General features: G+C 27.1%; 37 protein-coding genes and 1 tRNA gene. 17 read left to right on the forward strand and 21 right to left on the reverse strand.

The genetic code is table 11. The features are described from left to right. Positions 1–24 precede the first annotated feature (24 nt). From CD56_RS02995 to CD56_RS03010, 4 genes are all read left to right on the forward strand, one after another. Complete coding sequence (locus CD56_RS02995; protein ID WP_047208127.1) at positions 25–876, forward strand: DUF234 domain-containing protein; 852 nt, start codon at positions 25–27, stop codon at positions 874–876. 1 nt (position 877) lies between these two features. Further along, positions 878–1,894, forward strand: a complete 1,017-nt coding sequence (locus tag CD56_RS03000) for a fla regulon two-component system sensor histidine kinase FlgS (protein ID WP_047208128.1) — start codon at positions 878–880, stop codon at positions 1,892–1,894. 42 nt (positions 1,895–1,936) lie between these two features. Beyond that, a tRNA-Arg gene (locus tag CD56_RS03005) sits at positions 1,937–2,013 on the forward strand. A gap of 182 nt (positions 2,014–2,195) precedes the next feature. After that, complete coding sequence (locus CD56_RS03010; protein WP_047208129.1) at positions 2,196–3,407, forward strand: tyrosine-type recombinase/integrase; 1,212 nt, start codon at positions 2,196–2,198, stop codon at positions 3,405–3,407. Here the strand turns inward: CD56_RS03010 and CD56_RS03015 are convergent. From CD56_RS03015 to CD56_RS03070, 12 genes are all read right to left on the reverse strand, one after another. Beyond that, a complete protein-coding gene (locus CD56_RS03015; RefSeq protein WP_039625719.1) occupies positions 3,400–3,579 on the reverse strand; it encodes a MerR family transcriptional regulator in 180 nt (59 codons plus the stop codon). The two genes, CD56_RS03010 and CD56_RS03015, sit on opposite strands and share 8 nt — an antisense overlap. Before the next feature lie 10 nt (positions 3,580–3,589). Beyond that, complete coding sequence (locus CD56_RS08060; RefSeq protein ID WP_052768360.1) at positions 3,590–4,249, reverse strand: pentapeptide repeat-containing protein; 660 nt, start codon at positions 4,247–4,249, stop codon at positions 3,590–3,592. A gap of 10 nt (positions 4,250–4,259) precedes the next feature. Then, positions 4,260–4,940, reverse strand: a complete 681-nt coding sequence (locus CD56_RS03025; RefSeq protein ID WP_047208130.1) for a Rha family transcriptional regulator — start codon at positions 4,938–4,940, stop codon at positions 4,260–4,262. Positions 4,941–5,070: 130 nt separating this feature from the next. Further along, complete coding sequence (locus CD56_RS08400; protein ID WP_235375841.1) at positions 5,071–5,706, reverse strand: toxin-antitoxin system HicB family antitoxin; 636 nt, start codon at positions 5,704–5,706, stop codon at positions 5,071–5,073. A 278-nt stretch (positions 5,707–5,984) separates the two neighbouring features. Next, positions 5,985–6,647, reverse strand: coding sequence for a hypothetical protein (locus tag CD56_RS03035; RefSeq protein ID WP_047208131.1), 663 nt, complete (start codon positions 6,645–6,647; stop codon positions 5,985–5,987). Beyond that, on the reverse strand, positions 6,644–6,826 hold the full coding sequence (locus CD56_RS03040) for a hypothetical protein (protein WP_047208132.1): 183 nt from the start codon (positions 6,824–6,826) through the stop codon (positions 6,644–6,646). The genes CD56_RS03035 and CD56_RS03040 overlap by 4 nt, the downstream gene beginning before the upstream one ends. Positions 6,827–6,837: 11 nt before the next feature. Beyond that, on the reverse strand, positions 6,838–7,533 hold the full coding sequence (locus tag CD56_RS03045) for a hypothetical protein (protein WP_047208133.1): 696 nt from the start codon (positions 7,531–7,533) through the stop codon (positions 6,838–6,840). Next, complete coding sequence (locus CD56_RS03050; RefSeq protein WP_047208134.1) at positions 7,517–8,233, reverse strand: hypothetical protein; 717 nt, start codon at positions 8,231–8,233, stop codon at positions 7,517–7,519. Before CD56_RS03050 ends, CD56_RS03045 begins: the two co-directional genes overlap by 17 nt. A 1-nt stretch (position 8,234) precedes the next feature. Continuing rightward, a complete protein-coding gene (locus CD56_RS03055; protein ID WP_047208135.1) occupies positions 8,235–9,095 on the reverse strand; it encodes a lambda-exonuclease family protein in 861 nt (286 codons plus the stop codon). Further along, complete coding sequence (locus CD56_RS03060; protein ID WP_047208136.1) at positions 9,085–9,336, reverse strand: hypothetical protein; 252 nt, start codon at positions 9,334–9,336, stop codon at positions 9,085–9,087. The genes CD56_RS03055 and CD56_RS03060 overlap by 11 nt, the downstream gene beginning before the upstream one ends. After that, entirely contained in the window at positions 9,336–9,539 is a 204-nt protein-coding gene (locus CD56_RS03065) for a hypothetical protein (protein WP_047208137.1), read from the reverse strand. Before CD56_RS03065 ends, CD56_RS03060 begins: the two co-directional genes overlap by 1 nt. A gap of 588 nt (positions 9,540–10,127) precedes the next feature. Then, positions 10,128–10,403 (reverse strand): hypothetical protein, encoded by a 276-nt coding sequence (locus tag CD56_RS03070; protein WP_047208138.1) that lies wholly within the window; start codon positions 10,401–10,403, stop codon positions 10,128–10,130. Positions 10,404–10,565: 162 nt separating this feature from the next. Here CD56_RS03070 and CD56_RS03075 point away from each other — a divergent pair, with 162 nt between their 5' ends. After that, positions 10,566–11,042 (forward strand): hypothetical protein, encoded by a 477-nt coding sequence (locus CD56_RS03075; protein ID WP_047208139.1) that lies wholly within the window; start codon positions 10,566–10,568, stop codon positions 11,040–11,042. Positions 11,043–11,162: 120 nt separating this feature from the next. Here CD56_RS03075 and CD56_RS03080 read toward each other — a convergent pair whose 3' ends face one another. From CD56_RS03080 to CD56_RS03120, 9 genes are all read right to left on the reverse strand, one after another. Then, entirely contained in the window at positions 11,163–11,450 is a 288-nt protein-coding gene (locus tag CD56_RS03080; protein WP_039625734.1) for a hypothetical protein, read from the reverse strand. After that, positions 11,441–11,956, reverse strand: a complete 516-nt coding sequence (locus CD56_RS03085) for a Panacea domain-containing protein (RefSeq protein ID WP_047208140.1) — start codon at positions 11,954–11,956, stop codon at positions 11,441–11,443. The genes CD56_RS03080 and CD56_RS03085 overlap by 10 nt, the downstream gene beginning before the upstream one ends. Positions 11,957–12,111: 155 nt before the next feature. Then, positions 12,112–12,786 carry a DNA/RNA non-specific endonuclease gene (locus CD56_RS03090; protein WP_047208141.1) on the reverse strand — a complete coding sequence of 225 codons (675 nt, stop codon included), beginning with the start codon at positions 12,784–12,786 and terminating at the stop codon, positions 12,112–12,114. 6 nt (positions 12,787–12,792) lie between these two features. Continuing rightward, a complete protein-coding gene (locus CD56_RS03095) occupies positions 12,793–13,215 on the reverse strand; it encodes a protein-export chaperone SecB (protein ID WP_047208142.1) in 423 nt (140 codons plus the stop codon). A gap of 15 nt (positions 13,216–13,230) precedes the next feature. Next, positions 13,231–13,824 (reverse strand): hypothetical protein, encoded by a 594-nt coding sequence (locus CD56_RS03100; RefSeq protein WP_047208143.1) that lies wholly within the window; start codon positions 13,822–13,824, stop codon positions 13,231–13,233. After that, positions 13,821–14,201 (reverse strand): hypothetical protein, encoded by a 381-nt coding sequence (locus tag CD56_RS03105; RefSeq protein WP_047208144.1) that lies wholly within the window; start codon positions 14,199–14,201, stop codon positions 13,821–13,823. The genes CD56_RS03100 and CD56_RS03105 overlap by 4 nt, the downstream gene beginning before the upstream one ends. 302 nt (positions 14,202–14,503) lie before the next feature. Beyond that, positions 14,504–15,274 carry a hypothetical protein gene (locus tag CD56_RS03110; protein ID WP_047208145.1) on the reverse strand — a complete coding sequence of 257 codons (771 nt, stop codon included), beginning with the start codon at positions 15,272–15,274 and terminating at the stop codon, positions 14,504–14,506. Continuing rightward, positions 15,271–15,993, reverse strand: coding sequence for a S24 family peptidase (locus CD56_RS03115; protein ID WP_047208146.1), 723 nt, complete (start codon positions 15,991–15,993; stop codon positions 15,271–15,273). The genes CD56_RS03110 and CD56_RS03115 overlap by 4 nt, the downstream gene beginning before the upstream one ends. Positions 15,994–16,008: 15 nt before the next feature. Then, complete coding sequence (locus CD56_RS03120; protein ID WP_047208147.1) at positions 16,009–16,743, reverse strand: S24 family peptidase; 735 nt, start codon at positions 16,741–16,743, stop codon at positions 16,009–16,011. Between the two features lie 112 nt (positions 16,744–16,855). Between CD56_RS03120 and CD56_RS03125 the strand changes: the two genes are divergently transcribed. The 12 genes from CD56_RS03125 (at position 16,856) to CD56_RS08065 (ending at position 24,065) form a co-directional block, all read left to right on the forward strand. After that, complete coding sequence (locus CD56_RS03125; protein WP_039625743.1) at positions 16,856–17,077, forward strand: hypothetical protein; 222 nt, start codon at positions 16,856–16,858, stop codon at positions 17,075–17,077. Then, the gene (locus CD56_RS08310; RefSeq protein ID WP_158339224.1) at positions 17,074–17,244 is read left to right on the forward strand and encodes a hypothetical protein; all 171 of its coding nucleotides are present in this window, start codon (positions 17,074–17,076) and stop codon (positions 17,242–17,244) included. The genes CD56_RS03125 and CD56_RS08310 overlap by 4 nt, the downstream gene beginning before the upstream one ends. Positions 17,245–17,423: 179 nt before the next feature. After that, a complete protein-coding gene (locus CD56_RS03130) occupies positions 17,424–18,413 on the forward strand; it encodes a hypothetical protein (protein ID WP_235375842.1) in 990 nt (329 codons plus the stop codon). A 7-nt stretch (positions 18,414–18,420) separates the two neighbouring features. After that, positions 18,421–19,086, forward strand: a complete 666-nt coding sequence (locus CD56_RS03135) for a hypothetical protein (RefSeq protein ID WP_047208149.1) — start codon at positions 18,421–18,423, stop codon at positions 19,084–19,086. Next, positions 19,083–19,469: an endodeoxyribonuclease RusA-like protein gene (locus CD56_RS03140; RefSeq protein ID WP_039625747.1), complete on the forward strand. Its 387-nt coding sequence runs from the start codon at positions 19,083–19,085 to the stop codon at positions 19,467–19,469. Before CD56_RS03135 ends, CD56_RS03140 begins: the two co-directional genes overlap by 4 nt. Then, entirely contained in the window at positions 19,459–19,836 is a 378-nt protein-coding gene (locus CD56_RS03145) for a DNA-packaging protein (protein ID WP_235375843.1), read from the forward strand. The genes CD56_RS03140 and CD56_RS03145 overlap by 11 nt, the downstream gene beginning before the upstream one ends. Next, positions 19,827–21,119 carry a terminase large subunit domain-containing protein gene (locus CD56_RS03150; RefSeq protein ID WP_047208150.1) on the forward strand — a complete coding sequence of 431 codons (1,293 nt, stop codon included), beginning with the start codon at positions 19,827–19,829 and terminating at the stop codon, positions 21,117–21,119. Before CD56_RS03145 ends, CD56_RS03150 begins: the two co-directional genes overlap by 10 nt. Further along, positions 21,109–21,372 carry a hypothetical protein gene (locus CD56_RS03155; RefSeq protein WP_039625751.1) on the forward strand — a complete coding sequence of 88 codons (264 nt, stop codon included), beginning with the start codon at positions 21,109–21,111 and terminating at the stop codon, positions 21,370–21,372. The genes CD56_RS03150 and CD56_RS03155 overlap by 11 nt, the downstream gene beginning before the upstream one ends. Then, the gene (locus CD56_RS03160) at positions 21,362–22,858 is read left to right on the forward strand and encodes a portal protein (protein ID WP_047208151.1); all 1,497 of its coding nucleotides are present in this window, start codon (positions 21,362–21,364) and stop codon (positions 22,856–22,858) included. The genes CD56_RS03155 and CD56_RS03160 overlap by 11 nt, the downstream gene beginning before the upstream one ends. Then, a complete protein-coding gene (locus tag CD56_RS03165; RefSeq protein WP_047208152.1) occupies positions 22,855–23,061 on the forward strand; it encodes a hypothetical protein in 207 nt (68 codons plus the stop codon). The genes CD56_RS03160 and CD56_RS03165 overlap by 4 nt, the downstream gene beginning before the upstream one ends. After that, positions 23,051–23,692, forward strand: coding sequence for a hypothetical protein (locus tag CD56_RS03170; RefSeq protein ID WP_052768361.1), 642 nt, complete (start codon positions 23,051–23,053; stop codon positions 23,690–23,692). Before CD56_RS03165 ends, CD56_RS03170 begins: the two co-directional genes overlap by 11 nt. 13 nt (positions 23,693–23,705) lie before the next feature. After that, on the forward strand, positions 23,706–24,065 hold the full coding sequence (locus CD56_RS08065) for a hypothetical protein (protein ID WP_052768362.1): 360 nt from the start codon (positions 23,706–23,708) through the stop codon (positions 24,063–24,065). Positions 24,066–24,114: the final 49 nt, after the last annotated feature.

The following is a 24,114-nucleotide window of genomic DNA, read 5'->3' on the forward strand; positions in this document are numbered from 1 at the left end:
ATACAAAATATTTAAAATAAGGATATGACTATAAAATTTAGTGAATTTTCAAAGCATTGTGGTTCTTTAGAGCTTAAAAGTGTTTTTGATTTTTATAGTGTTTTTGATGAATTTGAATTTGATTTGAAATTAAATTTATATGATAATATTTTAAATGTTTTTGTTTTAAATGCTTTTGATATTTTAGCTGATTTAAATTTAGATGAAAATAGCTTAAAAGCTTTAAGTGTTTTGAGTAAAAATGATAGAAAACGCTATTCTATTAATAAATCCATTCCGCATTTTCAAGCACTAGGGCTTATCAATAAGCTTTTAGAAAGAAATATTTTGATTTTAGAAAAAAGTCAAGAAAAACCTATTATAAAAAATAAAAGACAAAAAATTAAAAAAGAATTGCGCTCTTATAGTATTCAAGATAAGGTTGTTTTTAAAAACCAAGGATTAAGATTTTTCTTTTATTTTATATATCCTAACTTAAACCTAGTTGCGATGAAAAAACACAATGAATTAATAGAAATAATCCAAGAAAATTTAGAAAAATATCAAAGCTTTACTTTTGAACTTTTGTGTAAAGAATTTTTAGCCAAAAAGCTTAAAGTGAATCAAGTATATAGTTTTTGGAATTATTACCATGAAATAGATTTGTATTATCATGAAAATAATTTTTGTGTTTTAGGTGAGGTTAAATTTAAAGAAAGAAAAATATGTAAAAATATTTTAAATACTTTAAAAAATAAGGCAAAGCAGTTGCAAATTCAACCAAATTTGTATGTGCTTTTTTCAAAACAAGGTTTTAGCAAAGAGCTTGTATTAAACAAAGAACCTAATTTGCTTTTATATACTTTAGATGATTTTGATTTTTTGATTAAGGATTGATATGGATGAAAATATTTTAAAAAGTTTAGATTCTAGTGAAAAAGAAAACTTACAACAAGGTTTAAAAGCATTAATAGAACAAACCTATGTTATAGAAAATGAATATAAGCAACTTAATGAAAACTACACAGCATTAAGACAAATGGTAAGTGAGATTATAGAGGTTTTACCTATGGCTTTGTGGATTTTAGACGCAAATAAAAATATCATTTTGCAAAATAATTTAGCTACACAAAAGCCAAAGCTTTTAGAGTGTATTGATCTTGATAAAACACACTATGAGCTTGAGTTTGATCATAAATTTTATTTAATCAAAATTACCTCTCATATTGATAAACTTATAGTAAATGCAACAGATATTAGTGATGAAAAAAGAAATGAAAGATTAGCCAGCATGGGAACAGTTGCTGCACACTTAGCACATGAAATACGCAATCCTATCGGCTCTATTTCTTTATTAAGCTCTACTTTGTTTGAAAGAAGTGAGTTAAAAAATAAGCATATAGTTTTAGAAATTCAAAAAGCAATTTCAAGAGTAGAGCGTATTGTAAATTCTACCTTGCTTTTTACAAAAGGTGTGCATGTTAATTTAAATGAGTTTAATTTAAAAGAATTACAAGATGAATGCGAGCAGGCTATTGGAGCTTATAATTATCTAGCTAATATTGATTTTAAATTTGAATTTTTGGATTTAAAAATCAATGCAGATAAATCTTTGCTTGCTTTGGTTTTGCAAAATTTGCTTTATAATGCCATAGATGCTATTGAAGAAAGTGAAAATGATGATGGTTGTATAAAAGTTAAATGCGAGCAAAAAGAAGATAAAGTTTTTATTAAAGTTTATGATAATGGTGTGAGTATCAAAGATAAAAAAATGGTTTTTGAAGCTTTTAAAACAACCAAATTAAAAGGCAATGGTTTGGGCCTTTCTTTATCAAAACAAATTATTGATGCGCATAATGGGATTTTAGGTTTTGATGAAAATCCAAAATGTTTTTTTATAGAGCTTAAAATTTAAGCTCTATAAAATAAATTTTTTCTTAAAATAATAAAAATATTTGTCCTCATAGCTCAGCTGGATAGAGCGCAGAATTCCTAATTCTGAGGTCGCAAGTTCAAACCTTGCTGGGGACACCATTATTATTTAAATGCATTTCTTACATTTCTTTAAACCTCTATTTTTAGGTATTTGTAGTATTTTATTTATTTCTTTTATTTCATTTATTTGATATAATTTCAATACCCATTTTATACCCAGCGTTATTTTTTATAGGTATTGGGTATATTTTTGGTATTTTTTGGGTATAAAGGGGCGAAAAATGGCACTCTCTCAAAGTGATATAGAAGCATTAAAAATAAAGGAAAAACAATACTTAGTTCCGCTCGGTGAGCCAAAAGAGCTTTATTTAAAAATTCATCCTACAGGTAGAAAAGTTTTTCAACTTAGAGAACAAAAATTAAAAAAATATATAACCATAGGAGAGTTTAGAAAAGGATTGTTAAGTCTTGCAGAAGCTAGAAAAGAAGCGATTAAGATTTTGCAACAATTAAGAAGCGGGGATTTTATCGATAATAAGAATAAAAAATTTACATTAAATATGGCAAATGATCATTATATGGAAACTATAGGAAAAAAACTTTCATATTTTACTATCAAAAAGGAGCAGGGGACTTTTGTAAAATACATACAGCCTATGCTAGGAGAAAAGCCTATTAATTTGCTAGAAAAGAAAGACTTTCTTCCTATTTATGATCATATGAATTCAAAAAATATTTATTCAACTTTAAATAAAAGTATTGCTTTTATTTGCAGAATTTTAGAACTTGCAAGACAAAGAGGAGAATTAAAAACTAATATTATTGCAGATTTGAAAGATTTACAAAAGTACTATAGATTAATCAATGATGATTGCAATGTGAAGCATTTTAAAGCTTTGGTAGAAGAAAAAGAGGTTAAGTTTATGCTCGAATGTATGAAAGAGTATAGGCAAAGAGCTAGGGTTAATGTGAATATTATAAATGCAATTTATTTTACGCTTTTGACAGCACAAAGAAGTAAAAATATACGATTTGCTAAATGGAGTGAGATAGATTTTGATAATAATCTTTGGGTTATACAAGCTGAAGATATGAAGGTAAAAAGCAATGGTGAAAATATTATCCCATTGAATGAATATGCATTAAAAATATTACAAATGCAAAAGATGTTTAATGTAAACAAAGAATATGTGTTTTTTAATTTTGATAAATGCATTAGCGATAACTTTGCAAGCAAGTTTTTCAAAATGTATGATTTGAAACATACAATACATGGATTTAGAAGTACTTTTAGGAGTATATGTACAGAAAAAAGCAACGAGCTTATAAAACTTGGCATAGGCAAAGATATCGCTGAGATGATATTGCACCATGTAAATGGAAGTGAAGTTGAAAGAGCTTATAATAGAAGTAAGGCCATTGATTTAAGAAAACAGCTTATGAATTGGTATGGCGAATACTTAAATTCCTTGTGTCCATTTGATTTTAAATGATAACTTTTTTAGATTTAAACCAATGATCTAGTTCTGTTTTTTTGTACCTGATTGTTTTAACATCAATCTTGTAGTGTGGCATGCCATTGCTTCTTGCTCTAAATTGTTGTAAAGGGTTTAATCCATACATTTGCTCTACTTGCTTTGGTGTTAAAAATTCTATATTTGACATGGGGTTTCCTTTAAATATTGTATTTTATATTGATGATTTTAAACAAAATGTCTTTGTATGCATTCCATACTTGTGTATAATCTTCACGACCATCGTTTAACTCTTCATTTTTTACATTTTTCCACCATGATATGCTTTCTTGTTTGCAACCTATGGCTATATCTTGAGAATTAAAGGATATGGAAAATTTTTCTACTTGTAATGAGCATATGTTTTCCATATCTCCTATGGTATTTGAAATTAAAGTATTTTTAAAAAATGGATTTGTAATTCTTGTTTTTAAGAAATTGTTTTCTCTTAAATCAGCCCCGCTAAAATCACAATCTATAAATCTAGCAGAATTTGAAAAAATGTTTTGTAGCGAGCAATTTTTAAAATTAGTTTCATTTGCAATTACATCTTGCATATAAGCGTTTTTTAAAACAGCATTTGTAAAAACAGCATTTGATATAATGCTTGATTGAAAATCGCAACATTGTAAAATGGCATTAGTGAAATCAGCCCCGATTAGATCTAAACTATTAAAATCTACGCCTGTTAAATTTTGCTCTTTAAAATTAGCATTTTTTAAAGATATTTTTTGCTTTCTACAAAAATAAAGTAGTTCGCTCAAACTAAATTCAGTTTTTTCTATAATAATATTTCCATTTTTGTCATAAATTGTAGCCATTTTATTTCCTTTAGAATTGTTTTTTAAAGAATGGGTGTTTTGAATAAAATTTTTCTATATCATCGTAGTTTTTATAGTAGTATAATTTGTTTTCTAGTCTTTTTAAGATAGCTTCAAAAACTTCATTTTTTCCTATTTTTTCTGCAAATAAACTAAACTCCCACTCTTTCATGCAAAGAATGTTATAATCACGAGCAAGTATTTTCCTAAGCTCTAATAATTCTTCATTGCTAAGTTTTCTTTTAAAGCTTAGCTCGTTTTTATGTTCTAAATCATACTTTAAAGCTTTAATCTCATTTTCATATTTTAGCTTTTGCTGTGCTAGTTGAGATTTATAGCCTAAGCTCTGTCTAAAAGCTAGTTTTTGCATTTGTTCCTGCTCTAAGTTTTTAAGTTTTTCTTTCATTTGATAAAAAGCAAAAACTAAAACTTTTTTAGCATTTCTAACACTTTCGCTATTTTTCATATAAGTTAAAAGTAGAGTTGCTTGTTGTTCGTTTAGCTCATATATTTTTTTATTTGTTTTTGCTATTTTTTGAAGTGAAAATTCTAACTTTCCAAAACACTCCAAATCTTGCTTGTATGTTCTTATAAGCTTTTGCACAGAATTTACATCAACTTTAGATATTGTAGAAATTTTGTCTTGATTTGTAACTAAATAGCCATTTGAAGAATAAACTAAATCATTCACAATACAATCCTTTTTCAATATTTTATTATTGAAATAATATTATATTAAAAATGATTTGTCAATATCATTTAATTGCTTTATTATAAAAATAAGAATGATATAGTATTGAGATTAAATTAACGCTCGGATTTTAAATCCGTTCGTTTTTAATATCATCTATAAAAAGATACATTATGTATTGATTTAAAGATATTCCAGCTTTTTCTGCTTTTTTTTCCAATTTACCTTTTAGTTCGCTTGGTATTTTAATCTGTATATTATAACTGCCTTTGCTTTTTTTCTCTATTGCAGAAAAATGTAAATCAAATATATATTTATAGTTACCTTTAAACCATTCTATCCACATACCTACAGATTTTAAATTAAAAAACAAATTATCATTATCTTCTAATTGCCATTCTTTGTATATGTTATACATTTTTTCATAAGGATTGATTTCTTGCATATCTATTTTTAAGCCATAATCTAATAAAAAATCATCAATTTTTTCTTTGAATTCTTCTTCTGATACAATCAATGTTGGTCTTAGATATTTTATAATTTTAGAAGATAATTCATTTACTATATTATCAAATGGTTCTTTTTTTGTTCTTCCTAAAAAACTATCTTTAATACTATATAAAAAGTTAAGGGCTTGTAGCATTTGTTCTTGATTAAGCTCAAACTTATCATTTACTATATCTATACTTTCTGCTATAACACCTTCATCACCTGCTGAGGTCTCATCTTTAAATATTTCTTTTCTATATTTTTCTAAGTTTTCCATTATTTTCCTTTTTTTTATTTTTGATAATTTTATCAAAAAGTATTTTTATAAACAACTTCTTTGTTTGTACATTTGAAGATTTTAGTATGTTTTATCTATAAAATTTAAAAATCCTTTTACATTTTTCAAGATTATCTTTTGAGAAAATTTCAAGAATAAATAATCCTATGATAATTGCACAAATCCCAAGAAATGCAAAAGTTAAAGCTAATATTGAGATAATATAATATTAAAAGCTTTTGAGAGAGCATTTAAAGCAGATCTTGTTGTTTTTGTAATCATAGCTTGCAACCCTCATAATCAGCTTTATAGATTTTTTTAACTTTATAGTCTATCTGTAAATTAGTTTCTATTTCTTTACAATTTATAAACCAGAAGTTTTTATCTTCTTGCGTTAATCTACAAATAATTGAATTTCCCAAAAGCCCAAAATCTTTAGATGCATTGCTAATAGCTTCATCTTTGTTAAAAGCACATAGTTTATTTACAAACTTCTTTAACTCATTATCGTAATATCCTGTGCGACTTTCAATCTCTTTTATAGTTTCAATCATACATTTATAGAAATCAAAATTTAGTCTAAAAGATATACATTCTAATATATAAATTAAATGATATAAATATTTATTAGAACTATCATCAAGCAAATCATCGGTTTCTGAGATAAAGCTATAAATTTTAAACACTACACTTTCAGCAAAGTAATACTTTTTTAACTCTTTATATTTTTTATATCTAATATTGAATGAATTTAAGTAAAGTATTGCAATATCACAAAGTGCTTTTACTTTTTCTAAGTCATCTTTTGCCTTAAAATATTCACTAATTTTTTCAAAAACATTACCTAAAAACTCTGCTTGTTGATTTTCATAGGTTAAATATCTTACTTCTCTATATTTTGCTAATCTTTCTTTAATTTCGTTAAATTGTTCTCTTGTCATTTTTCGCCTTTCAATAATTCTTTTGCTTTTATCAAGAGTTTTTTTAAGTCATCTAAGTTAGATCTTAATTCATCCTCATCACACTCTTCCATGTAGTCAATCAACTCTAAGCATTCTTTGTTAATTAAAGCCAAAGCTCTTGCGTGTTCTATGGCTGTGTTAATTTTTTCTTTTAACATTTTTACTTACTTTAAAATGGAAGCTCACCATCATCTTCTAAAGTGGCATCTAAAGTATGAATTTGTTGAGGTTTTTGATTAAAATTTTGTGCATATGGATTAAATGAAATGCTTTGAGCTTGAAACTCATTTTGCTCTTGTGGTAATTTTTTATGTTTGGCTTTAAAGTTTTTATATACAACTGGCTCTTTTTGGTTTTTAAATTCATCAAGACTTTGCAGTTTTGAGTTAAAAATTCTACTAAGTACTATTTTATTTTCAACTTGATTGTTTTTATTTAAAAACTCTTCTGTGTCAAAACCCAAAAGCAAAGTTTTATTTGTTAGCTCATCAAGACTTGTAGCTTCTGTTTCTTTTCCGTAGATATTTGCTTTTGTTTTTTTGCTAAGATCAAGTTCTTCTATACCTAAAAATAGCATTATTGCGTTAAGTTGTCTAAAGCCTAAGTAGCTTTCCTTTTCGCCTTTTGAAGTTGTGTATGTAAAATCTCCATTCTTTGCAATAAATAAATTAAAATCAGCTAATTTATTGTGTTTTTGGCATACAAATTCACATTTTACAAAAGTATTTGTATGGCCTGTGTTGCCGATAGTATCATATAAGAATATTTTTCTAAAATAGCCACCATATAAACCACCTTCGTTTAAATATTCAAGTAGTGGCTGATAATTTGCCACTTCATAATTTGCTTTAAATGTTGGTATCATTTTTTAGTCCTTGTTTAAGTTCGAATATTTTATTTTTATCATCTAACAATTCTTTTATTTTCTCTCTTGTAAAGATATTGTTGTTTTTGATAAATGCATTTTGTTCTTCTTTATTTAAACCCATATCCTCTAATGTTTTTCTTAGTTCAAGCCCAAGTTTTTTTAGCTCATTTGCTTCATCTTTTATTAGCGTTGCTTTAGTATTGTTATAGTCTTTGATAGTATCTAATTCACTCTCATCTAACATTCCAAGACCGCAAATACTTAAAGTAACGCGCCTTTTAGCTTTAGTTATGGCTTTCATTAAAGCATTTGCTAGGTTATCTCCGCCCAAATTTTTAATATTTAAAGCTCCTGTGTCGCAATCTGTTCTACCATCTGGAGTGCTAGCATAAACCGTAACCATATAAATATCTCCAATTTGATTAGCTTCTGTTTTAGTGATAGATACTTTATGGATTTGTCTTAACTGATCTGTTGCTGTTTTTGTTGCATAAAGAGTTAATTTGCCATTAAGTATAATGTACTCAAAAGGCTTAGTTAACATATTGATGCCTAAACTATCGCAAATACTTTTTACATAAGAAGTTCTTTCTTCATCACTTAATTTTGATAAATCTCCTTTAACTAGCGCTAATTCATATGGATTAAAGTTAAAATTATTTTTTTGTGTTTTTTCAGCTACTACTAATTCGCTCATTTTATGCTCCTTTTTTGATTTTTAAACACATTGAGGTACTTTGTTTTATATATTCTTTTGGGATTTCTAATTTAGTAAAATCTAAAAAGCCTTTATAATCAATCGTTGTTCTATTTTGCGGATAAACACTAATATCCAAACATTTAACTTTCTCGCCATTTGCTAGCTCTATAAATTCTTTTTTAAGAGCTTCTAGTTTTTCTTTTATAGGCTTCATTGTGCTTTCAAGTCTAATTATTTCTAAGGCCAATTCTTTTGCATGAGCATCATTAAGTTCTTTGTAGTCGCTTTTTTGATTAACGAGATAATCTTTTATAAACTCATCTATTTTTCTAAGCATAAAATCTTGATATTCCTTATCGCTTTTAACAACACAATAAGTCAAATCATCATTCTCATTTAAGACTGCAAAAACACATTTTTCAAAACCACCTACAAAAAGTTGAAATTGGACTTGAGCGTAGTATTTTGGGCTAGGTTTTTTAAATTTTAACACTTGCTCGTATTCTTCGTTGTTAGTTGAGTATTTAAACTCGTATATTGTTTTTTCATCATCTATACCATCTAAAGAAGCCATAAAAAGATCATTTTCTAAGCTTTGAATAACAATAGGAGTTATATCTTTTCCTATCATAAATTCCATTTTTGCTCTGATTAATTCCTCATACTCTCTACCTTTTTGCATGGCTTTATTGGTATATGGCTCAAAAAGTCCTTGTATAAGTTCTTTTGCCTTTTCTTTGCTTAAAAAAGCACCTTTTTCACCAATGCAAGAAGCGACTATACTAGCTGTGATTTTTCCTTTTCTAAACTCAAGCCATTCTTTAGAGCCTTGTTCTAATTCTATGATTTTATATTTCATTTGTTTTCTCCTTTAGTGTTTTTATTTTTTTAATTGCTAATTCTTCAGCGTTATCCATAGCTATAAGCCCTAACTCATCAAGTATTTTTATTTTAAAAGAGTGAAGTTTTCTAAGCTCTTTTTCTTTTTCTTCTAAAGCTAATAAGCTTTGATTGATTGCCTTGTTTTTAAGCCTGATATGATGCTGGGCTTTGAAAAGCTTTATTTTTAAATCATCATCTTTTTTGAAAAATAACAACATCAAAGTTCCTTTGTTAATAAGCTTAATAGTTTAATGTTTTCAAATTCTATAGCCATTCTTAAGTTATTTTCACTTTTAAATAAGTCTTTGGCTTCTTTTAGTTTTTCTTCTAATAAAACTATTTTCTTTTTATATTCGCTGACTTCATTTGCATAATCATCAAAACGAACGTATGCCTTTTTGTTTATTACTTCTGCTCTCATTGATATTCCTTTCAAAATCTTTATACTCAAAAGAGCGCAAAGCAAAAAGGAAAAAATATGTCTTATTGTTTATAATTAAGGAGTAATCGCAATGAAAAAAACTTAATGAATGTGATGTAAAATCAAAACAAAAACCTTTGCGCTCATTTGAGTATAAAAAGGGGTTTAAGAAAGCCGAGTAAATCCGCAAATCTCGGTATTGTATAATTGTTTAAGTTTATGCTAAGCGGATTTAGTTAAAATTTATCTGTGTTAAAAAGTATTAGAGTTTTATAAGCTCTCTAATTAGCTCTAAGATTAAGATTAAAATTGTTAAAATTTTATCTAACATTTTAGAGCCTCCTTTCTCAACACCGAGATAAGTTAGCAACTTAAACTTTATAATTATACAAAATTTTTCTTAAACCCTTAGTTTTCTGTCATTTTTAAAGTGCAAGAAAACATAAAATAGCACTATAAACATTTATACTAAGCCAAGTTTTTGGATAACTTGCTAACCCTTCTGCTATAAGAACTATCAACGCGATAGTAAAGCTTAATTTCCAAGCAGTCAAAAGCTTAATCAAGTCTTTTTAGTAAAAGACTTTGTTAAGCTTTAATAGCATTTAAAGTTTTTTGCTTTTCCTTTACTTTGGATATTAAATCCCAAATCTCAAACTCAATATTTTCTTTGTAAGTTTCTAAAGAAGTTGAAAACTCCCAATCTTGCATTTTGCACTCAAGATCTGTTATAAAATCTTCTATCAAATCTTTAAGATAAAAAAGATTTTTACCACTCATACTCTCATCATGCATAAGCTCTTTAGCTAGAGTATCAACTTCTCTTTCTCTTTTTTCTAAATCAAGGCAGCAACTATCTAACATTTTAAATCCTTTTTTGTTTCTTAGGTTTCATTTGTTTCGATGAAGAAAGTATATAATAACGAAACTTAATTAAAATTTAAAATAGTATATTATTTAGAAACTTTTTAAAAAATGTATTTATGATATAATTTTTAAAAAACGAGACAATGAGGAATTAATTTAATGGCTTTATTTAGAAATTGGTTATATAAAAAAGGTTTGGAAAAATTGGAAAAAAATTTGGAGGAAGATTTTGAAAAACAAAAATTTAAAAATGAATACGAAAAATTAAAACAAAAACTTAAATATTATGATACATTAAGACAAAAATCAGAATATGAATTTTTTGATATATATGCAAGTGTATTTTTAAATATATTAGCTTATTTGAAATATTTTTTAGTATTTATTTTGTTTGCGATAATTTTTGAATACAATCATGGATGGGTTATAGGTATTGTTATAGCAGTATTGTGGCGTGCTATTGATGCGTTGCAAATAGAGGGTAAGGGATATTATTTGGATATATATACCTCAAGAGAAAAATTGAGATGTATGGAAGAATTAATAAATGAAATTGAAAAACGCAATAAAAACAAAACGAATATTTTAAAAGAAAAATTAGCAGAATATGAGAAAAGGTTTGGAAAGATAGAATAATATTCGTGGATAATCATTAAACAAGCAAAAAAATACTATGGCTTAGCTTGTGATGGCGGTTATCAACTTGGCTGTGATGGATATAAAAGGTTGATGGGGTATTGAGAGAATAGTTTGGTGTTAATAGAAAGTAGAATTAAATTTTTTCCAATGATCTCTTAAGATAATAAAAACACTTTTACAGAAATCTTTTTGTTTTTCATTGTCTGTTAAACCAATACAAATAAAGTAGTCTTGCTCTATATTATTTAAAGCTTTAAAACACTTATCTTTTTCAAAAACACTACTATCTCCTAGATGAGATAAGTATTTAAGTAATTCGTTTTTGTGTTCAAGTAAAATTTCTATATCTATATCAGTCATATTAGAAAGAAGAATTAAGAAATATCTAAAATTAATTAAGGCCATAATTCATTAATTTCCATATCATTTTTTTGTAATTCTTTTAGTCTTAATGCTTCTTTTTTATTTTCTTCCTTAAAAAAAGTAGCTATTGTATCTTGTGTAATTTCATTTCCAAGACTTGCAACATAAGAACTTTTCCAAGGATATTCTTCGTGGGTTTTTTCTCTAAGCTCCCAAGCCCCCATAGAACCGTATTTGTCAAAAATAAGAACTAAAAGCTCATGGGCATCTTTATTGTCAGCAATACAATCTGTATCAAAATCTTCAAGTTCATCAAAAGAGATAGAATTTGATCCATATTTTTTAAATTGTTCATACACTGTTCTAATTACAGGGCCATGTTTCCACGCTTCTATTCTATCATCAAAGAGTGGTTTTTCAAATATGGCAAGCATATACCCTTGTGCATAATAAAGCATTTTTTGTATTTTTAAATTTGATAGCGTATCGCCAGCTTCTTTACTTCTTGCTAAGAATAAAAAGTATTTTGCAACATCTAATGCTTTCATAGTTTTTACCTTATTTTAGGATATAAATATAATATCATATCATATATTATCTTATATTATCTTATATTATCTTATATTATCTTATATTATCTTATATTATCTTATATTATCTTATATTATCTTATATTATCTTATAGTTTAAACTAAAAAATCGTTTAAGACTGATGATTATTGCTAGTTAAAACATCACAATTAAACTTATATCTTTTTATACTTAAATTATCGACTTCATAATTTGGAACTTTATAGCATTCTTTAAAATTATTACCTTTTATAATCTTGATATAAGAGTTTGGAATAGCAATTTGATTTTTTATTCTTTGTGGGTTGCTATCATAATTAACTAAATTTAAAACTTCAATTTCTCCAAGCTTTAAAGCTACTTGTCTTTCTCTTTTTTCAATCTTATTCCATACTTTTTGATTAATTTGTGGATTTTGCGGAGTAATATTACTCATTAAGAATGTACTTCTTTGAGCTTGAGTAGTTTTTCTCATAGAGGCATTAGAAAGGGTATGTCCTCTATCATAACCACTATTTTTATAATCACTCCAAGTGGTACGATATTTTTTAGGTATATTTGTATCATCTTCAAAGCGCGGGCGTTTTTTGATTTGTTCGCCTTTTAGATTATCTGCTTCTAATTTATAAGCTACTGCTTTAGTGCCTTTGTAGTTATAATCATAGCAATTAATATAATAAAATTTATCTAAAACCTGAGAGCAATTTTGTGTAGTAAAATACTTTGCAAAATCTTCACTCGGTTTATATTGTGTGTAATTAGCTAAGGCTAGAGTTGTTAATAGTGATATAATTATAAGTTTTTTCATTTGTTGTTATTTTTCATTTATAATTTTAACTCTAAATTCCTCAAAGCTAACAGGTTGTAGGTGATAAGGCGGGAAGCCAGATAGCATTGTTATTTGGGCTATCATTGGTCTTAAATATGAAAACATTATTGCAACAGCATTGTTTAGAAGAATTTTATTTTGTTCATCTTTAGTTTCAAAAGCAATTAATGATAGTATCGATGTTGATATATTATAAACACTTTCATTACCGCTATCTGCTTGAATATCTAAATCTAATTGGATTAAAAATATATCTTTTTTCTTGTCATCTTTTTGATGCGCAATGACACCTATGTTGTTTTTACAATTGATAGTGCCAGAATCATCTGGCACTCCATTTTGTTCAAAATTAAATTTTTTTATTTCTATTGATAAAATTTTAAATATGCCAGATTCTATTTCTCTCATTGTAACTCCTTATATTCAAGCTGCTTTACTAAAACCATAGGTAATTTTAGATTCTTCATTTTCATTTTGTATTTTATTAATTGGTAAATATTGCTTATTCTTGGCTAAATATATTTTTTTCTTAAAACTATCTTTTATTTCAAAATGCTTTTTAAAACCACATATCAATTCGTATCTTGCAATCAGCATATTTAAGTTATTTGCAAAATTTTTAGCCTTTTTTTCATAAAAATCAATTGTTTTTAAATTGTATTTTGGTGGATATTGGAAGTAAATACCACTTAAGAAATTTTGAAATATATGCCCTAATTGTTCAGGAATTTCTTTCTGGTCTTTATATTCTATTGTAATGTTGCTGCCATCAAATTTTGATTTCGAGTTATATTTTTTTAGCTTCATATTTTTCTTTAAAATAATGCTAAATTTTTTACATATAGAATCAATATTTAATAAGGAATTTTCCTTTTTTACAATATCAATAACTTCCATTGCTCCCATTGGTCGCTTGTTTGACTCTGGGATAATTTTCCAAAGCTTACTAATAAGATTTTTATTTTCTAACAATATTTTTTGTTCTCTTTTATTAAGTAATTTAAGAATATTTTTCATTGTTTTTTTATTTCTTCCTTTATAAAATAATTTCTATTTTTTATTGGGATGTACATTGTATCATTATTCTTTTTATAAACGTAAATAAGTCTTTCTTTTTGTTCTAAAATAGATTTATAAAGAATGAAAGCTTTATATTTTATTTTTTTCATATTAACCTCTTTTATCTTTATTTTATCACTTTCAATCACTATTTGATCTATTTCTAATTTAAAACGGCTTTTACTATTTTTCTTTTTTGTGCATATTTCATGATTTGGTAATTTATAAATTTCGTTTATTTTATCATATTTTAATTCTTCTGCATATAAAACATCATTAAAATCTTTAATACCTATTTCTTCCCATTCATCCGTTTTTTTTATTTTTGTATCCACCCTACGAACTCTATAAAATTATATTTGATTATCATTTCTGAAAATTACAGGATTTGATTTTAACATTTAACCTTGTATATCCATCAAAAAAAAACAAATCGATTTTCCATTTTTCAAAATCAACACTCATTTAAACAAATTTAACTAACTTGGTAAATTTTAATTGATAAAAAGTATATCGAATTTTTTGTTAAAAATTTAATTAGTTTTATTTTTTTAATAATTTTATTTAAATTTTTTACACCTTTTCAATTTGATTTAAAAATATTTTGGCATTAGAAAATATAAACCGCTATACTTACTTAATTACAATCTCTAGTTATAAATTTATCTCTATTTTTGTCCAAATGAAATACAAATTTTTCATTAAATGGTGATATTGAAACTTTATTATCTCCTAGTAAATGTATATAAGCATTAGGTGGAACTTTTGAACATATTGTGTTATTTTTATAGTATGAAGCTATATGAATAATATTAGGTGAAAAATTAAATACATAAAAATAACCAATTATAAAAAAACTTAAACACTGTAAAATAGTTGTAACTCCAAAAAATACAAAACAATCAATATGTAATTTATTTTTAAAATGAGTTGTTTTTATTATGAAATTAAAAATTTTTTGGACTAGAAAATTAAGATTTAAAAAAAATAAAGACTTAGTTATATCTGATAACATTGGTATTAAAAAGTGTGCTATAAACAATAGCGACAAAGCAAACATTGTACATATAATTATTATTGGAATAATAATTATAATATTAAAAATATTAATAGTATAACTATAACTATCTGGAGTATGATCTACTATATTATAAATTATATCTCTCGAACAAAATTCAGCTACAAGATATACTCCAAAAAAAACAAACAAATTATATATTTTAGCAATATTAATTCTTTTGGTAATTTTATATAAATCTATAAATGCTGGAATAATCAATAAAAGATATCCCATAGTTATTATAATCAAATTATTGATTTTAACACTTAAAATAAGAACAAAAATTCCTATAATATATGATAATATAAAAGGATTTTTTATATAGATTATTATTTTATTTAAATTCATCTCACCACTTCTATAAAATTTTTAAAGGTTTCAACTGTCATTTTTGATACAACCACCCCTATAATTTCACACTGCACAAAATCGCTAATTTTAACTTCTTTGTAGTCTTTGTTTTCAGATACTAAATAAATAAAATCGCAAAAAGCTTCTTTTTTAATTTTTTTACAATATAGATCTTCGCCTTGTCTAAAAATAACTATATCAGCACTCGATATAGTGCCAAGAGTATTTTTGCTTCTATCAATAACAACAAAATCTCCATGTGTTAAAAGTGGCTCCATGCTATCGCCATTTATTTTTATAATATCGTAGCTTTTTTTTATAGGAATGTCTAAAATCTCTTTTAGAAAACTTCCATCAACACAAATACTAGTATAATTTATATCTTGTGCTAAAACTCCATATCCAGCTGAAGCAGAAATATCAGGATAGTATTTAAATTCGATTTGATTGTCTTTTTTTAACAAGGGAATTATATTTGTTTTTATATTATCGTTTATTGGTGCTAATTTTTCTATTGGAACATTTAACACTTGAGCAATTTTTATAACATTTTCATAATTTTCAGGTTGGTTGTTTTCAGATCTATACCAATAGGCTATGCCATCTAATGATATTTCATAGCCGTTGTCTGTTAGCATTTGAGCGAGTTTACTTCTACTGATTTTTTTCTCTTTCAGCACTTCTGTTAAATATTCTTTGTTTAATTTATAAAACATCGCATTCCTTATTTTTTAGCAAATTCCTTGGTTATTTAATAAAAGTCCATCTTCAAATGCAATTCTTCCACAAGTTTTACCTAAAATTTCAAAATCACCACTTTCTATCTCGTTTTTATTTATTTCAAAGCTTTCGTAATCAGGATTTATACTTTTTGCTATTATTTTGTTTGGCATAAATGTCAATCTTTTAACATAAACTGCCTTATCAAGTCTAAAGACATAAATACCATCAATTCTGATAATATTTCTACCATCCACCATGTCCACGATAACAAAATCGCCGCTATTATATTTAGGCTGCATACTATCGCCAAAGCATTTAAAAATTCTCAAATGCTTAGAGTTTGGGTACTTTTGCTCAATAAAAATTTTTGGTATATCTATTTCTTTGACAATTTTAAAGTTTGGGTCGAATTCCCCCATAGAGCCACAACCTGCAGGCATTTCAAAAGTTGGTATTTTAAAAATATTGTTGTTTTTCTCAAAAACTTCCTGTATGATGATTTCATCAAATGGTATGTTAAGTTCTTCGCATATAATTTTTATGTATTTTGGCTTAGGTTTAGTTTTATTGTCTTCTTTAGTCATAAGCCATTTTTTTACCGTGGCCTCTGTGCTTTCTATGCCATGTTTATACAAAATCTCTACCAAGTCTTGATATGTTACTTTTTTACTTCTGTTTTTTAGATAGAATTTAAATTTCTCGGTATCAAAATCAAAATCAAATATATCACCATTTCTTCCCAAATTATCTCCTTTTTTGGTATAAAAATTATACTCTTTTATTCATGCAAATATCGTTCCTAATTTAGAAACAAAATTAAATATTAATTAAGTTTCTTTATTTTATACTTCAGTTATGAAAAAAATTGATTTTATGAAATTTACTAATTTAATGAAACAACATTATTCATTGGTAAGTATTAAAAAAATTAGAACTAATAAAACACGCCCTTCTTTTAAAAAACAAATAGAGTTTAAAAGGTTATATGGAATTCCACATGAGTTTTGGGTAGATGTGCGTTCTAATCTTACAAATATACCAAAAAGAGGAAGAAAACCAAAAAAGGAGTGTGAGTGAAAGAGCAAAACAAAAGAATTGAAGATATTTCTATGGATTTAAAAGAAATACTTTTAATCATGAGAAAGCATAACTTAGGTGACCAAGCTAAGATTTTAAAAATGCTGAATGCTTTTTATGAAGATAGCATTGAAGTTAAACCGATTGTGGTTGCTGGTGGCATTTAATTATCGCATTAAATTTTTTAACAAAATTAAGGATGTTTTATGAGTGTGATTAACTACTTGCTTTCGGGTCTTAGTATAGGATTTTTAATCGGAGTTTTTATTTATTCTTTATCTCATTTTTTACATCAAAAGTTCAAAGATAAATATAAATCAGCCAAGAGGAAATAAATTAAGGAAAAATGATGAGTATACCGCATTTTAAAGCTAGTTTAGAAGTGGCTTTAGGAGATAAAAAGCCACTTAGAGCTAGAAGAGGTTTTACAAAAGTAGCTAATACGATTTTTTATGGTGGCTTAAGTATGGATGCTTTGGCTCTTTACTTACAGCTTAAGAGAATGAGTGAAAAAACTTTAGTAAGTGAAATTTACTTAAGAGAACTTATTTTAATCAAAAAAGATACAAGAATAAGCTTGCAAAGATTAAGACTTGCTAAAGATGAATTAATCAATTTTAATCTACTTCAAATTAAAAAAACAAATTATCATAGATTTAATTATGAGTGGATTTTAAAAGATGAAAACAATGAAATAATTAAGCATTTTAACAAAACTGAATATAAGCTTAAAAGTGCTGATAAAAAACCAAGCAAAATATTTAAAAATAATACTTCTTCCGTAGTCGGAAATTTGAATACGGAAAAAGAAAAAAATGAAAATTCCCTATATATAGAAACACGCACGCACGCGTATAAAGAAAATAATATAAATATAAATAATAATAAATTTATAAATTTAGAAAATTTAGAAAATAAAGAGAATACAAATAAAAATAATAACGCTACGCGAACTTTTTTTGTTGTTGATTTTGGAGCTTTAAAAACACAGGAGTTTAGCATGGGTAAATTTAAAAAACCTAGTGTAGATGATCTAATGGAGCAGATTAATACCTTTAATCAAAAACACAATACTTGCTTTGATGAGAGTTTGGCTGAAGACTTTATAGAGTATTGGGATGTTAGGCAGTGGAAGAGAGGCAACAAAAAAATGGCTTCTGTTGCTGGTAGCTTACATACTTGGCTCAAATATGCAAAGGAAAATGCATTAAGAAAAAATGCTTTTAAAGTTAGAAAAAAAGAGGCTGAAGCTTGTGTGGTGAGCTCTTTGATGGATTATTATGGATTTGAAGATAGTCAAGAACAAAAATATATTGATGTAGTAAGTATTAGTTGAGGGTGAAATGAAAGAAAAAGTTAAAATTTTAATGAATTTGTTAGAGCTTAATCAAGCTCAAGCGGTGGATATAGTGGGCAGATATTTAAAAGATGTCAAAGATATACATGTTTTTTTAGATTATTATTTTGAGACATGTATGAGTGAAAAAATCATCGGTTCTACTTATGAAAAACTTAGAATTGTTTGCAAGATAGCACAACTTGAGTTTAAAGAACGATTTGAGAATAAAGAAAGTTTTTTAAAATGGCTTTTTAGAAATTACAAGTCAAGAGCTTTTTTTAGATTATATAAAAATGATTTTACATATGAATATTTTGCTTATGATAGTTTCAAAAATAAAGTAAAACTTGAAAATAGTTCAAATGATTGTTTAATATGTATAAATGGCTTTAAAGAATTAACATATCACGATGGGTCTTTGGTGGAAGATGGGTATTTTAAAGAGGCGCTTATAGACTTCATGTTTAAAAATCAGCATAGAGTTGGTAAAGATTTGAGCTTGGATATTCAAAAGATAGAATTAAAAACAGAACTTTGCCATCAAAAAACAAAAGAAGAAGAAAAAATATTGCACTTGCAAAATTTGGAAAAGTTTTCTCAAAAACTAAAAGAAAAAACCAGCACCAATTTTAATTATTTAAGCAAAAATAAAGAAAAGGTAATACGATGAGCTATTCTTTAAAATTAGAGCTTAAAAATAACCCTGTGCCTTATAAAAGAACAACTCAAAGAGCCAAGTTTGTTTGCAAAGATTATCTTAAGTATTTAGATTTTAAAAAACTCTTGCAAATTGAGTTTAGAAAGCAAAATGGAATAAGCCCTAATCAAGCTTTTGACTCTAAAAAGCAATACGAGTTTTCTTTAAAAATAGGTTTTAACAATAAAAAACATGGTGATGCAGATAATATCGTAAAAGCCGTATTGGATGCGCTGTTTGAAAATGATAAGAACGTGTTAAAAGGGAAATATGAAATTGTTGCTTTTAAAAAGGCTTTTTTGGATTTAGAAATTAGCCAATATGATTTTAAGGAAGGATTATCTTATGAGCAATAAAGTATTAACAAAAGATGAGTTAGAGCAAAAAGTTGATGAGTTTTTTGCTACAAATACACCACTTGCTGAAACAAAAGAAAAAACTATTTATGCGCCAAAGACAATAGAAAGTCTAGCTGTATTTTTAGGTGTTACGACAAAAACTCTTAGTATTTGGGAGAAAGATGCAGAATTTGGAGAAATTATTCAAATGGCTAAACAAAGATGTGCTAGCTCTATAATAGATCATTCTTTGATAGGCACTTACACTCCTAGCATAAGCATGTTTTTGCTTAAAAACAATCATGGCTATGTAGATAAACAAGAAGTGGTTAGTGATAGTGTTCAAAAAATAGAAATCATAAGAAGTGAAGTTAAATGCAATTAAAACTTGATTTTTCTTACACTCCGGCACAACTTAAAGTTTTTGATGATAAAAATCCACGCTTTATAACAGTAGCAAAGGGTAGAAGATTGGGTTTTACAAGAGGAAGTGCAAAATATGTAATAGAAAATCTTTTAATGGGGTTAAATGTTCTTTGGGTTGACACGGTTCAAAGCAACTTACAAAATTATTTCGAGCTTTACTTTATGCCTGAGCTAAAAAAACTCCCAAAAGAATTTTATTCTTGGAGCGTTCAAGATAAAAAACTTATTTTAAATAATGCTGTGCTTCATATGAGAAGTGCTGAAAGACCTGAAAATATAGAAGGCTTTGGCTATGATTTGGTAATTTTAAACGAAGCAGGAATTATCTTAAAAGGCTCTAAAGGGGAGTATCTTTGGTACAACGCCATACGCCCTATGTTGCTTGATAATCCTAAATCAAGAGCGATTATAGGTGGAGTTCCTAAAGGAAAAAATCTTTTTTATGAGCTTTGTAAAAAAGAATTAAGTGATGAAAATTGGAAACATTTTCAGTTCTCAAGTTATGATAATCCTTTTTTGAGTAAAGATCAAATCAAAGAGCTAATCGAAGAAGTAGGCGGAGAAGATAGCGAAGTAGTTAAACAAGAAATTTATGGAGACTTTATAGATAACTCTAGTGCAGAACTTTTTGCTTTAAGTGATATTGAAAAAAGTATGAATGTTATTAGTTTTGATATGCAAAAAATGCAAGGAGACAATATATGGGGACTTGATGTAGCAAGATATGGAGATGATAAGAGCGTTTTGGTCAAAAGAAAAGGTTTTGTTGTAGATGAAATTAAAAAATATAGTGGGCTTAGTATTAGTGCTTTAGCAAATGTTGTTTTAGCAGAATTTAATAAAGACAAGGAAAAGCCACGAGGTATTTTTATAGATACTTGTGGGCTTGGAGTTGGTGTATATGATATATTGAGTGATTATGGCTTGCCTGTATTTGAGGCAAATTCTGCAAATTCTGCAACTAACAATGAATACTTAAACAAAAGAGCGCAAATGTATTTTACTTTGGCTAAAAACATAAAACATATGCAAATTATCAAAGATGATGAGCTAAAAAAAGATTTACGCATGATTGAATATGAGTATTCTGATAAGGGGCTTTTAAAGATAAAGGCAAAAGAACAGATAAAAAAAGATTACGGAAAAAGCCCTGATACTAGTGATGCTTTAGCTTTAACTTTCTTTGAAAAATTGCACCCAAAAAACAATACTAGTGAAGATTGGAGTTATGATGGCTGGTGAGTTTTTAATGGTATATGAGAATATAGATCCGCTTAAAATTAAAGAGTTAGCTAAGAAAGAAGATGATGTTATAAAAATAATTTTGGCTAAGTGGATATTAGATCTTTTTGGGGGTTTTAGAAATATTTCTAAAAAGCAATACAAGAGAGAAATGGTGAAAATTTTAAAAGAAAAAGGTGTGAGTGATGATGATATTGCTAAGCTAACAAAGCTTAGTAAAGTTACCATATGGAGAATTAATAATGAGAAATAAAGAAGAAAAAATTACATATTTAGTAAAACTTATAAGTGAAAGTAAAAATGCTTATGAAAAATACAAGCCTTATTTTTCTGCCTTGCAAGATGCATATTTATTAAAAAATGAAAAAAAAGAAATTTATGAAAAAAGAAACAAATCTTGCATCTTTATACCAAAGATTAATGCAAAAATTAAATATTTAATAACTGCTTTAAATGATGTGTATTTTAACAGTGAGAGAATGGCAGATATTGAAAGTTATATTAATTCAGATGAGCAAATTATAGCTATGTGGCAAAGAGCTTTAGATTTTTATACAGGAGAAATTAATTTGTTTAAGCTCTTTCAGCCTTTATTTTTAGATGTTTTAACAACAGGAACATCAATAGCAAAAGTAACTTGGCACAAGGGTATGCCTCGTATTGAAAGAGTTGGTATAGATGAGGTTTATTTTGATCCAAATGCTTTAAATAATGATGATATCAGTTTTATTGTAAATGAGATTTATCTTTCACACGCACAAATTAAGCAAAGGCAAAAATTAGGATTTTATCAAAAGACAAATATAGATGTGCATTTTGACAAAAATGAAGAGTTTAAAAAGGTTAAGTTATATGATATTTATGTGAAAAAAGATGATGATAAATGGGTTGTTTCAACACTTTTAGAAGAGGAATTGTTGCGCGATGATGTGGTTTTAGAAGATGGACAGCCTTTTGTTTGGGGGTCAATGCTTCCACAATTAAAAACAATAGACAATGAAGAATATGTGTGTGCTTATGGCGAACCTGTTATGTCAAGTGCATTGTCTTTGCAAAAGGAAATAAATATCACAAGAAATCTTTTAATAGATGCAATGAGAAGTGCATTAAACCCAAAAATAATACTTCAAAAATCTGCCGGAGTTTCAAGAGAAGACTTAGAGACTGTTGGCAAGCCAATATATCTTACAGAGCCTTCAAGTGTTGGTTTTTTGCCAACACCGAATATAAGTAGCTCGGGGGTTAATTTAGAACTCTTAGAGAGTGAAATCACAGAGGTTACTGGTGTTAGCCCACAAAATAACGGTGCGCAAACTGCACAAAATGAAACTGCTACTGAGATTAGCATAAAAGCACAAGAAGGTGGTCGAAGAAGTGCAGATTATATTAGATCATATAATGAGACTTTTGTAGAGCCTTTGTTTGATAGATTTGCAAAACTAGTATTTAAGTATGGAAATGATGAATTTTTTAATGGGTTTACAAGAGAGGATATACCTAGTTTTAGATTTAATATACAAACAGGTACTGGAGCTATGAATAAAGAAGTTAGAAGAGCAGGACTTCAAGCAAGTATGCAAGTATTTTCACAACTTTATCAAATGTATATGAGTATAGGTGATATGCAAAGTGCATATGGAATTGTTAAAGCTAATGAAGAGTTAGTTAAAGAACTTTTGCCTATTTTGGGGATAAAAAATGTCAATTCTTTATTTGCTTTCAACAAGGGTATGCAATGAAGATTTTATTGGATTTAAATTTTGATATACAACAAACAAAAGGAGGTAAGAGGCTAGTTGATTTTATAGATAAAAAATACCAAGAATGTTTTGCAATGGCAAAAAACCAACAACAAACAGCAGAGTATAGGCTAAAAGCTTTAGAGCAAATGGCTTTTTTAGACACGATAATAAATTTACTAAAGGAAGAAGATGATGAATGAACAAATGAATGAAAATGATGCTTTAAATGAACTTTTAAACTCACTTAATGACAATGAAGAAACCACTCAAAACAAAGAGGAAGAACAAGAAGTAGAGCAAGTAGAACAAGATGAACAAAATAATCAAGATTTATCTAAACTTTTAAAAGAGCAAGCAAATGAAATTAAAACTTTAAAAGAAAGCTTAGCACTGCTTAATAATAAAAATAAGCCAAGTAAAGAAGAAGAAGAAAGGAAAGAGTATTTAAAGCAATTAGGGCTTGGAGGAATTGATGAAAGGCTTAAAAAACTAGATGAATTAGAAGCAAAAGCTAAGCAAAAAGATGAGGAAGAAAGCTTGCGTGCTAAATACATGGAGGTTGAAAGAACAATTAGAAAAGAGTATCCAAATGCTGACTTAAAAACTATGGGAGAATTAGCAAACAAACTTGGTGGATTAGCAAGTGGAGATTTACAAAGCTGGAGAACACTTTTGGCTATGGTTTATAAAAAAGATATTAGTAAAAAGGCAGATGAGAGCTTACCTAGATCAAATTACGCAGGTGGCGAGAGTGATTTTAACTCAAAAATAAAAAAAGGTGATGATATTTCTAATATTGATTTAGGAAAAGAATTATTATCTTTAGCTTAAAGAGGGGTATTTAATGAATTTTGCAGCATTAATGAATAATGGTTTTGATTTTTCAAAAAACTTAGTTAAAGCTCAGGCTCCAAAGGTTGATAGTTTTTCATTTACTGATTTTCTAAGCAAAGGTTTTGATAATTTTAGTAAATGGGGGAATAAAGAAATAGCAAAAAATGGAGCAAGAACTAATTTTGATAGGCTTATAGACATTGGTGGACTTGCCGGAGGACTTTGGGGTGGATATGAAGAGCAGAAAATGGCAAAAAAGAATTTTGAGCTTCAAAAAGATGCTTACAATTTTAACAAATACTTAGCACAAGAGGAGCTTAGAAGAAGACAAAATAGAGAAAATAACTTAAAAGAAGTTTGGGCTAGTTAAAGTTTATGGATTTAAGGGGTTACCTTAAATCCTTTATTTTAGATATTAA

Origin of the sequence: Campylobacter lari (genome assembly GCF_001017575.1) — a bacterium.
In the GTDB taxonomy this organism is placed as follows: domain Bacteria; phylum Campylobacterota; class Campylobacteria; order Campylobacterales; family Campylobacteraceae; genus Campylobacter_D; species Campylobacter_D lari_C.

Excerpts from the sequence above, each read along its gene's own strand:
- CD56_RS02995 (WP_047208127.1), top strand. The coding sequence starts at position 25 with ATGACTATAAAATTTAGTGAATTTTCAAAGCATTGTGGTTCTTTAGAG.
- CD56_RS03000 (WP_047208128.1), top strand. The coding sequence starts at position 878 with ATGGATGAAAATATTTTAAAAAGTTTAGATTCTAGTGAAAAAGAAAAC.
- CD56_RS03010 (WP_047208129.1), top strand. The coding sequence starts at position 2,196 with ATGGCACTCTCTCAAAGTGATATAGAAGCATTAAAAATAAAGGAAAAA.
- CD56_RS03015 (WP_039625719.1), bottom strand. The coding sequence starts at position 3,579 with ATGTCAAATATAGAATTTTTAACACCAAAGCAAGTAGAGCAAATGTAT.
- CD56_RS08060 (WP_052768360.1), bottom strand. The coding sequence starts at position 4,249 with ATGGCTACAATTTATGACAAAAATGGAAATATTATTATAGAAAAAACT.
- CD56_RS08400 (WP_235375841.1), bottom strand. The coding sequence starts at position 5,706 with ATGGAAAACTTAGAAAAATATAGAAAAGAAATATTTAAAGATGAGACC.
- CD56_RS03035 (WP_047208131.1), bottom strand. The coding sequence starts at position 6,647 with ATGACAAGAGAACAATTTAACGAAATTAAAGAAAGATTAGCAAAATAT.
- CD56_RS03040 (WP_047208132.1), bottom strand. The coding sequence starts at position 6,826 with ATGTTAAAAGAAAAAATTAACACAGCCATAGAACACGCAAGAGCTTTG.
- CD56_RS03045 (WP_047208133.1), bottom strand. The coding sequence starts at position 7,533 with ATGATACCAACATTTAAAGCAAATTATGAAGTGGCAAATTATCAGCCA.
- CD56_RS03050 (WP_047208134.1), bottom strand. The coding sequence starts at position 8,233 with ATGAGCGAATTAGTAGTAGCTGAAAAAACACAAAAAAATAATTTTAAC.
- CD56_RS03055 (WP_047208135.1), bottom strand. The coding sequence starts at position 9,095 with ATGAAATATAAAATCATAGAATTAGAACAAGGCTCTAAAGAATGGCTT.
- CD56_RS03060 (WP_047208136.1), bottom strand. The coding sequence starts at position 9,336 with ATGTTGTTATTTTTCAAAAAAGATGATGATTTAAAAATAAAGCTTTTC.
- CD56_RS03065 (WP_047208137.1), bottom strand. The coding sequence starts at position 9,539 with ATGAGAGCAGAAGTAATAAACAAAAAGGCATACGTTCGTTTTGATGAT.
- CD56_RS03070 (WP_047208138.1), bottom strand. The coding sequence starts at position 10,403 with ATGTTAGATAGTTGCTGCCTTGATTTAGAAAAAAGAGAAAGAGAAGTT.
- CD56_RS03075 (WP_047208139.1), top strand. The coding sequence starts at position 10,566 with ATGGCTTTATTTAGAAATTGGTTATATAAAAAAGGTTTGGAAAAATTG.
- CD56_RS03080 (WP_039625734.1), bottom strand. The coding sequence starts at position 11,450 with ATGGCCTTAATTAATTTTAGATATTTCTTAATTCTTCTTTCTAATATG.
- CD56_RS03085 (WP_047208140.1), bottom strand. The coding sequence starts at position 11,956 with ATGAAAGCATTAGATGTTGCAAAATACTTTTTATTCTTAGCAAGAAGT.
- CD56_RS03090 (WP_047208141.1), bottom strand. The coding sequence starts at position 12,786 with ATGAAAAAACTTATAATTATATCACTATTAACAACTCTAGCCTTAGCT.
- CD56_RS03095 (WP_047208142.1), bottom strand. The coding sequence starts at position 13,215 with ATGAGAGAAATAGAATCTGGCATATTTAAAATTTTATCAATAGAAATA.
- CD56_RS03100 (WP_047208143.1), bottom strand. The coding sequence starts at position 13,824 with ATGAAAAATATTCTTAAATTACTTAATAAAAGAGAACAAAAAATATTG.
- CD56_RS03110 (WP_047208145.1), bottom strand. The coding sequence starts at position 15,274 with ATGAATTTAAATAAAATAATAATCTATATAAAAAATCCTTTTATATTA.
- CD56_RS03115 (WP_047208146.1), bottom strand. The coding sequence starts at position 15,993 with ATGTTTTATAAATTAAACAAAGAATATTTAACAGAAGTGCTGAAAGAG.
- CD56_RS03125 (WP_039625743.1), top strand. The coding sequence starts at position 16,856 with ATGAAAAAAATTGATTTTATGAAATTTACTAATTTAATGAAACAACAT.
- CD56_RS03130 (WP_235375842.1), top strand. The coding sequence starts at position 17,424 with ATGATGAGTATACCGCATTTTAAAGCTAGTTTAGAAGTGGCTTTAGGA.
- CD56_RS03135 (WP_047208149.1), top strand. The coding sequence starts at position 18,421 with ATGAAAGAAAAAGTTAAAATTTTAATGAATTTGTTAGAGCTTAATCAA.
- CD56_RS03140 (WP_039625747.1), top strand. The coding sequence starts at position 19,083 with ATGAGCTATTCTTTAAAATTAGAGCTTAAAAATAACCCTGTGCCTTAT.
- CD56_RS03145 (WP_235375843.1), top strand. The coding sequence starts at position 19,459 with ATGAGCAATAAAGTATTAACAAAAGATGAGTTAGAGCAAAAAGTTGAT.
- CD56_RS03150 (WP_047208150.1), top strand. The coding sequence starts at position 19,827 with ATGCAATTAAAACTTGATTTTTCTTACACTCCGGCACAACTTAAAGTT.
- CD56_RS03155 (WP_039625751.1), top strand. The coding sequence starts at position 21,109 with ATGGCTGGTGAGTTTTTAATGGTATATGAGAATATAGATCCGCTTAAA.
- CD56_RS03160 (WP_047208151.1), top strand. The coding sequence starts at position 21,362 with ATGAGAAATAAAGAAGAAAAAATTACATATTTAGTAAAACTTATAAGT.
- CD56_RS03165 (WP_047208152.1), top strand. The coding sequence starts at position 22,855 with ATGAAGATTTTATTGGATTTAAATTTTGATATACAACAAACAAAAGGA.
- CD56_RS03170 (WP_052768361.1), top strand. The coding sequence starts at position 23,051 with ATGATGAATGAACAAATGAATGAAAATGATGCTTTAAATGAACTTTTA.
- CD56_RS08065 (WP_052768362.1), top strand. The coding sequence starts at position 23,706 with ATGAATTTTGCAGCATTAATGAATAATGGTTTTGATTTTTCAAAAAAC.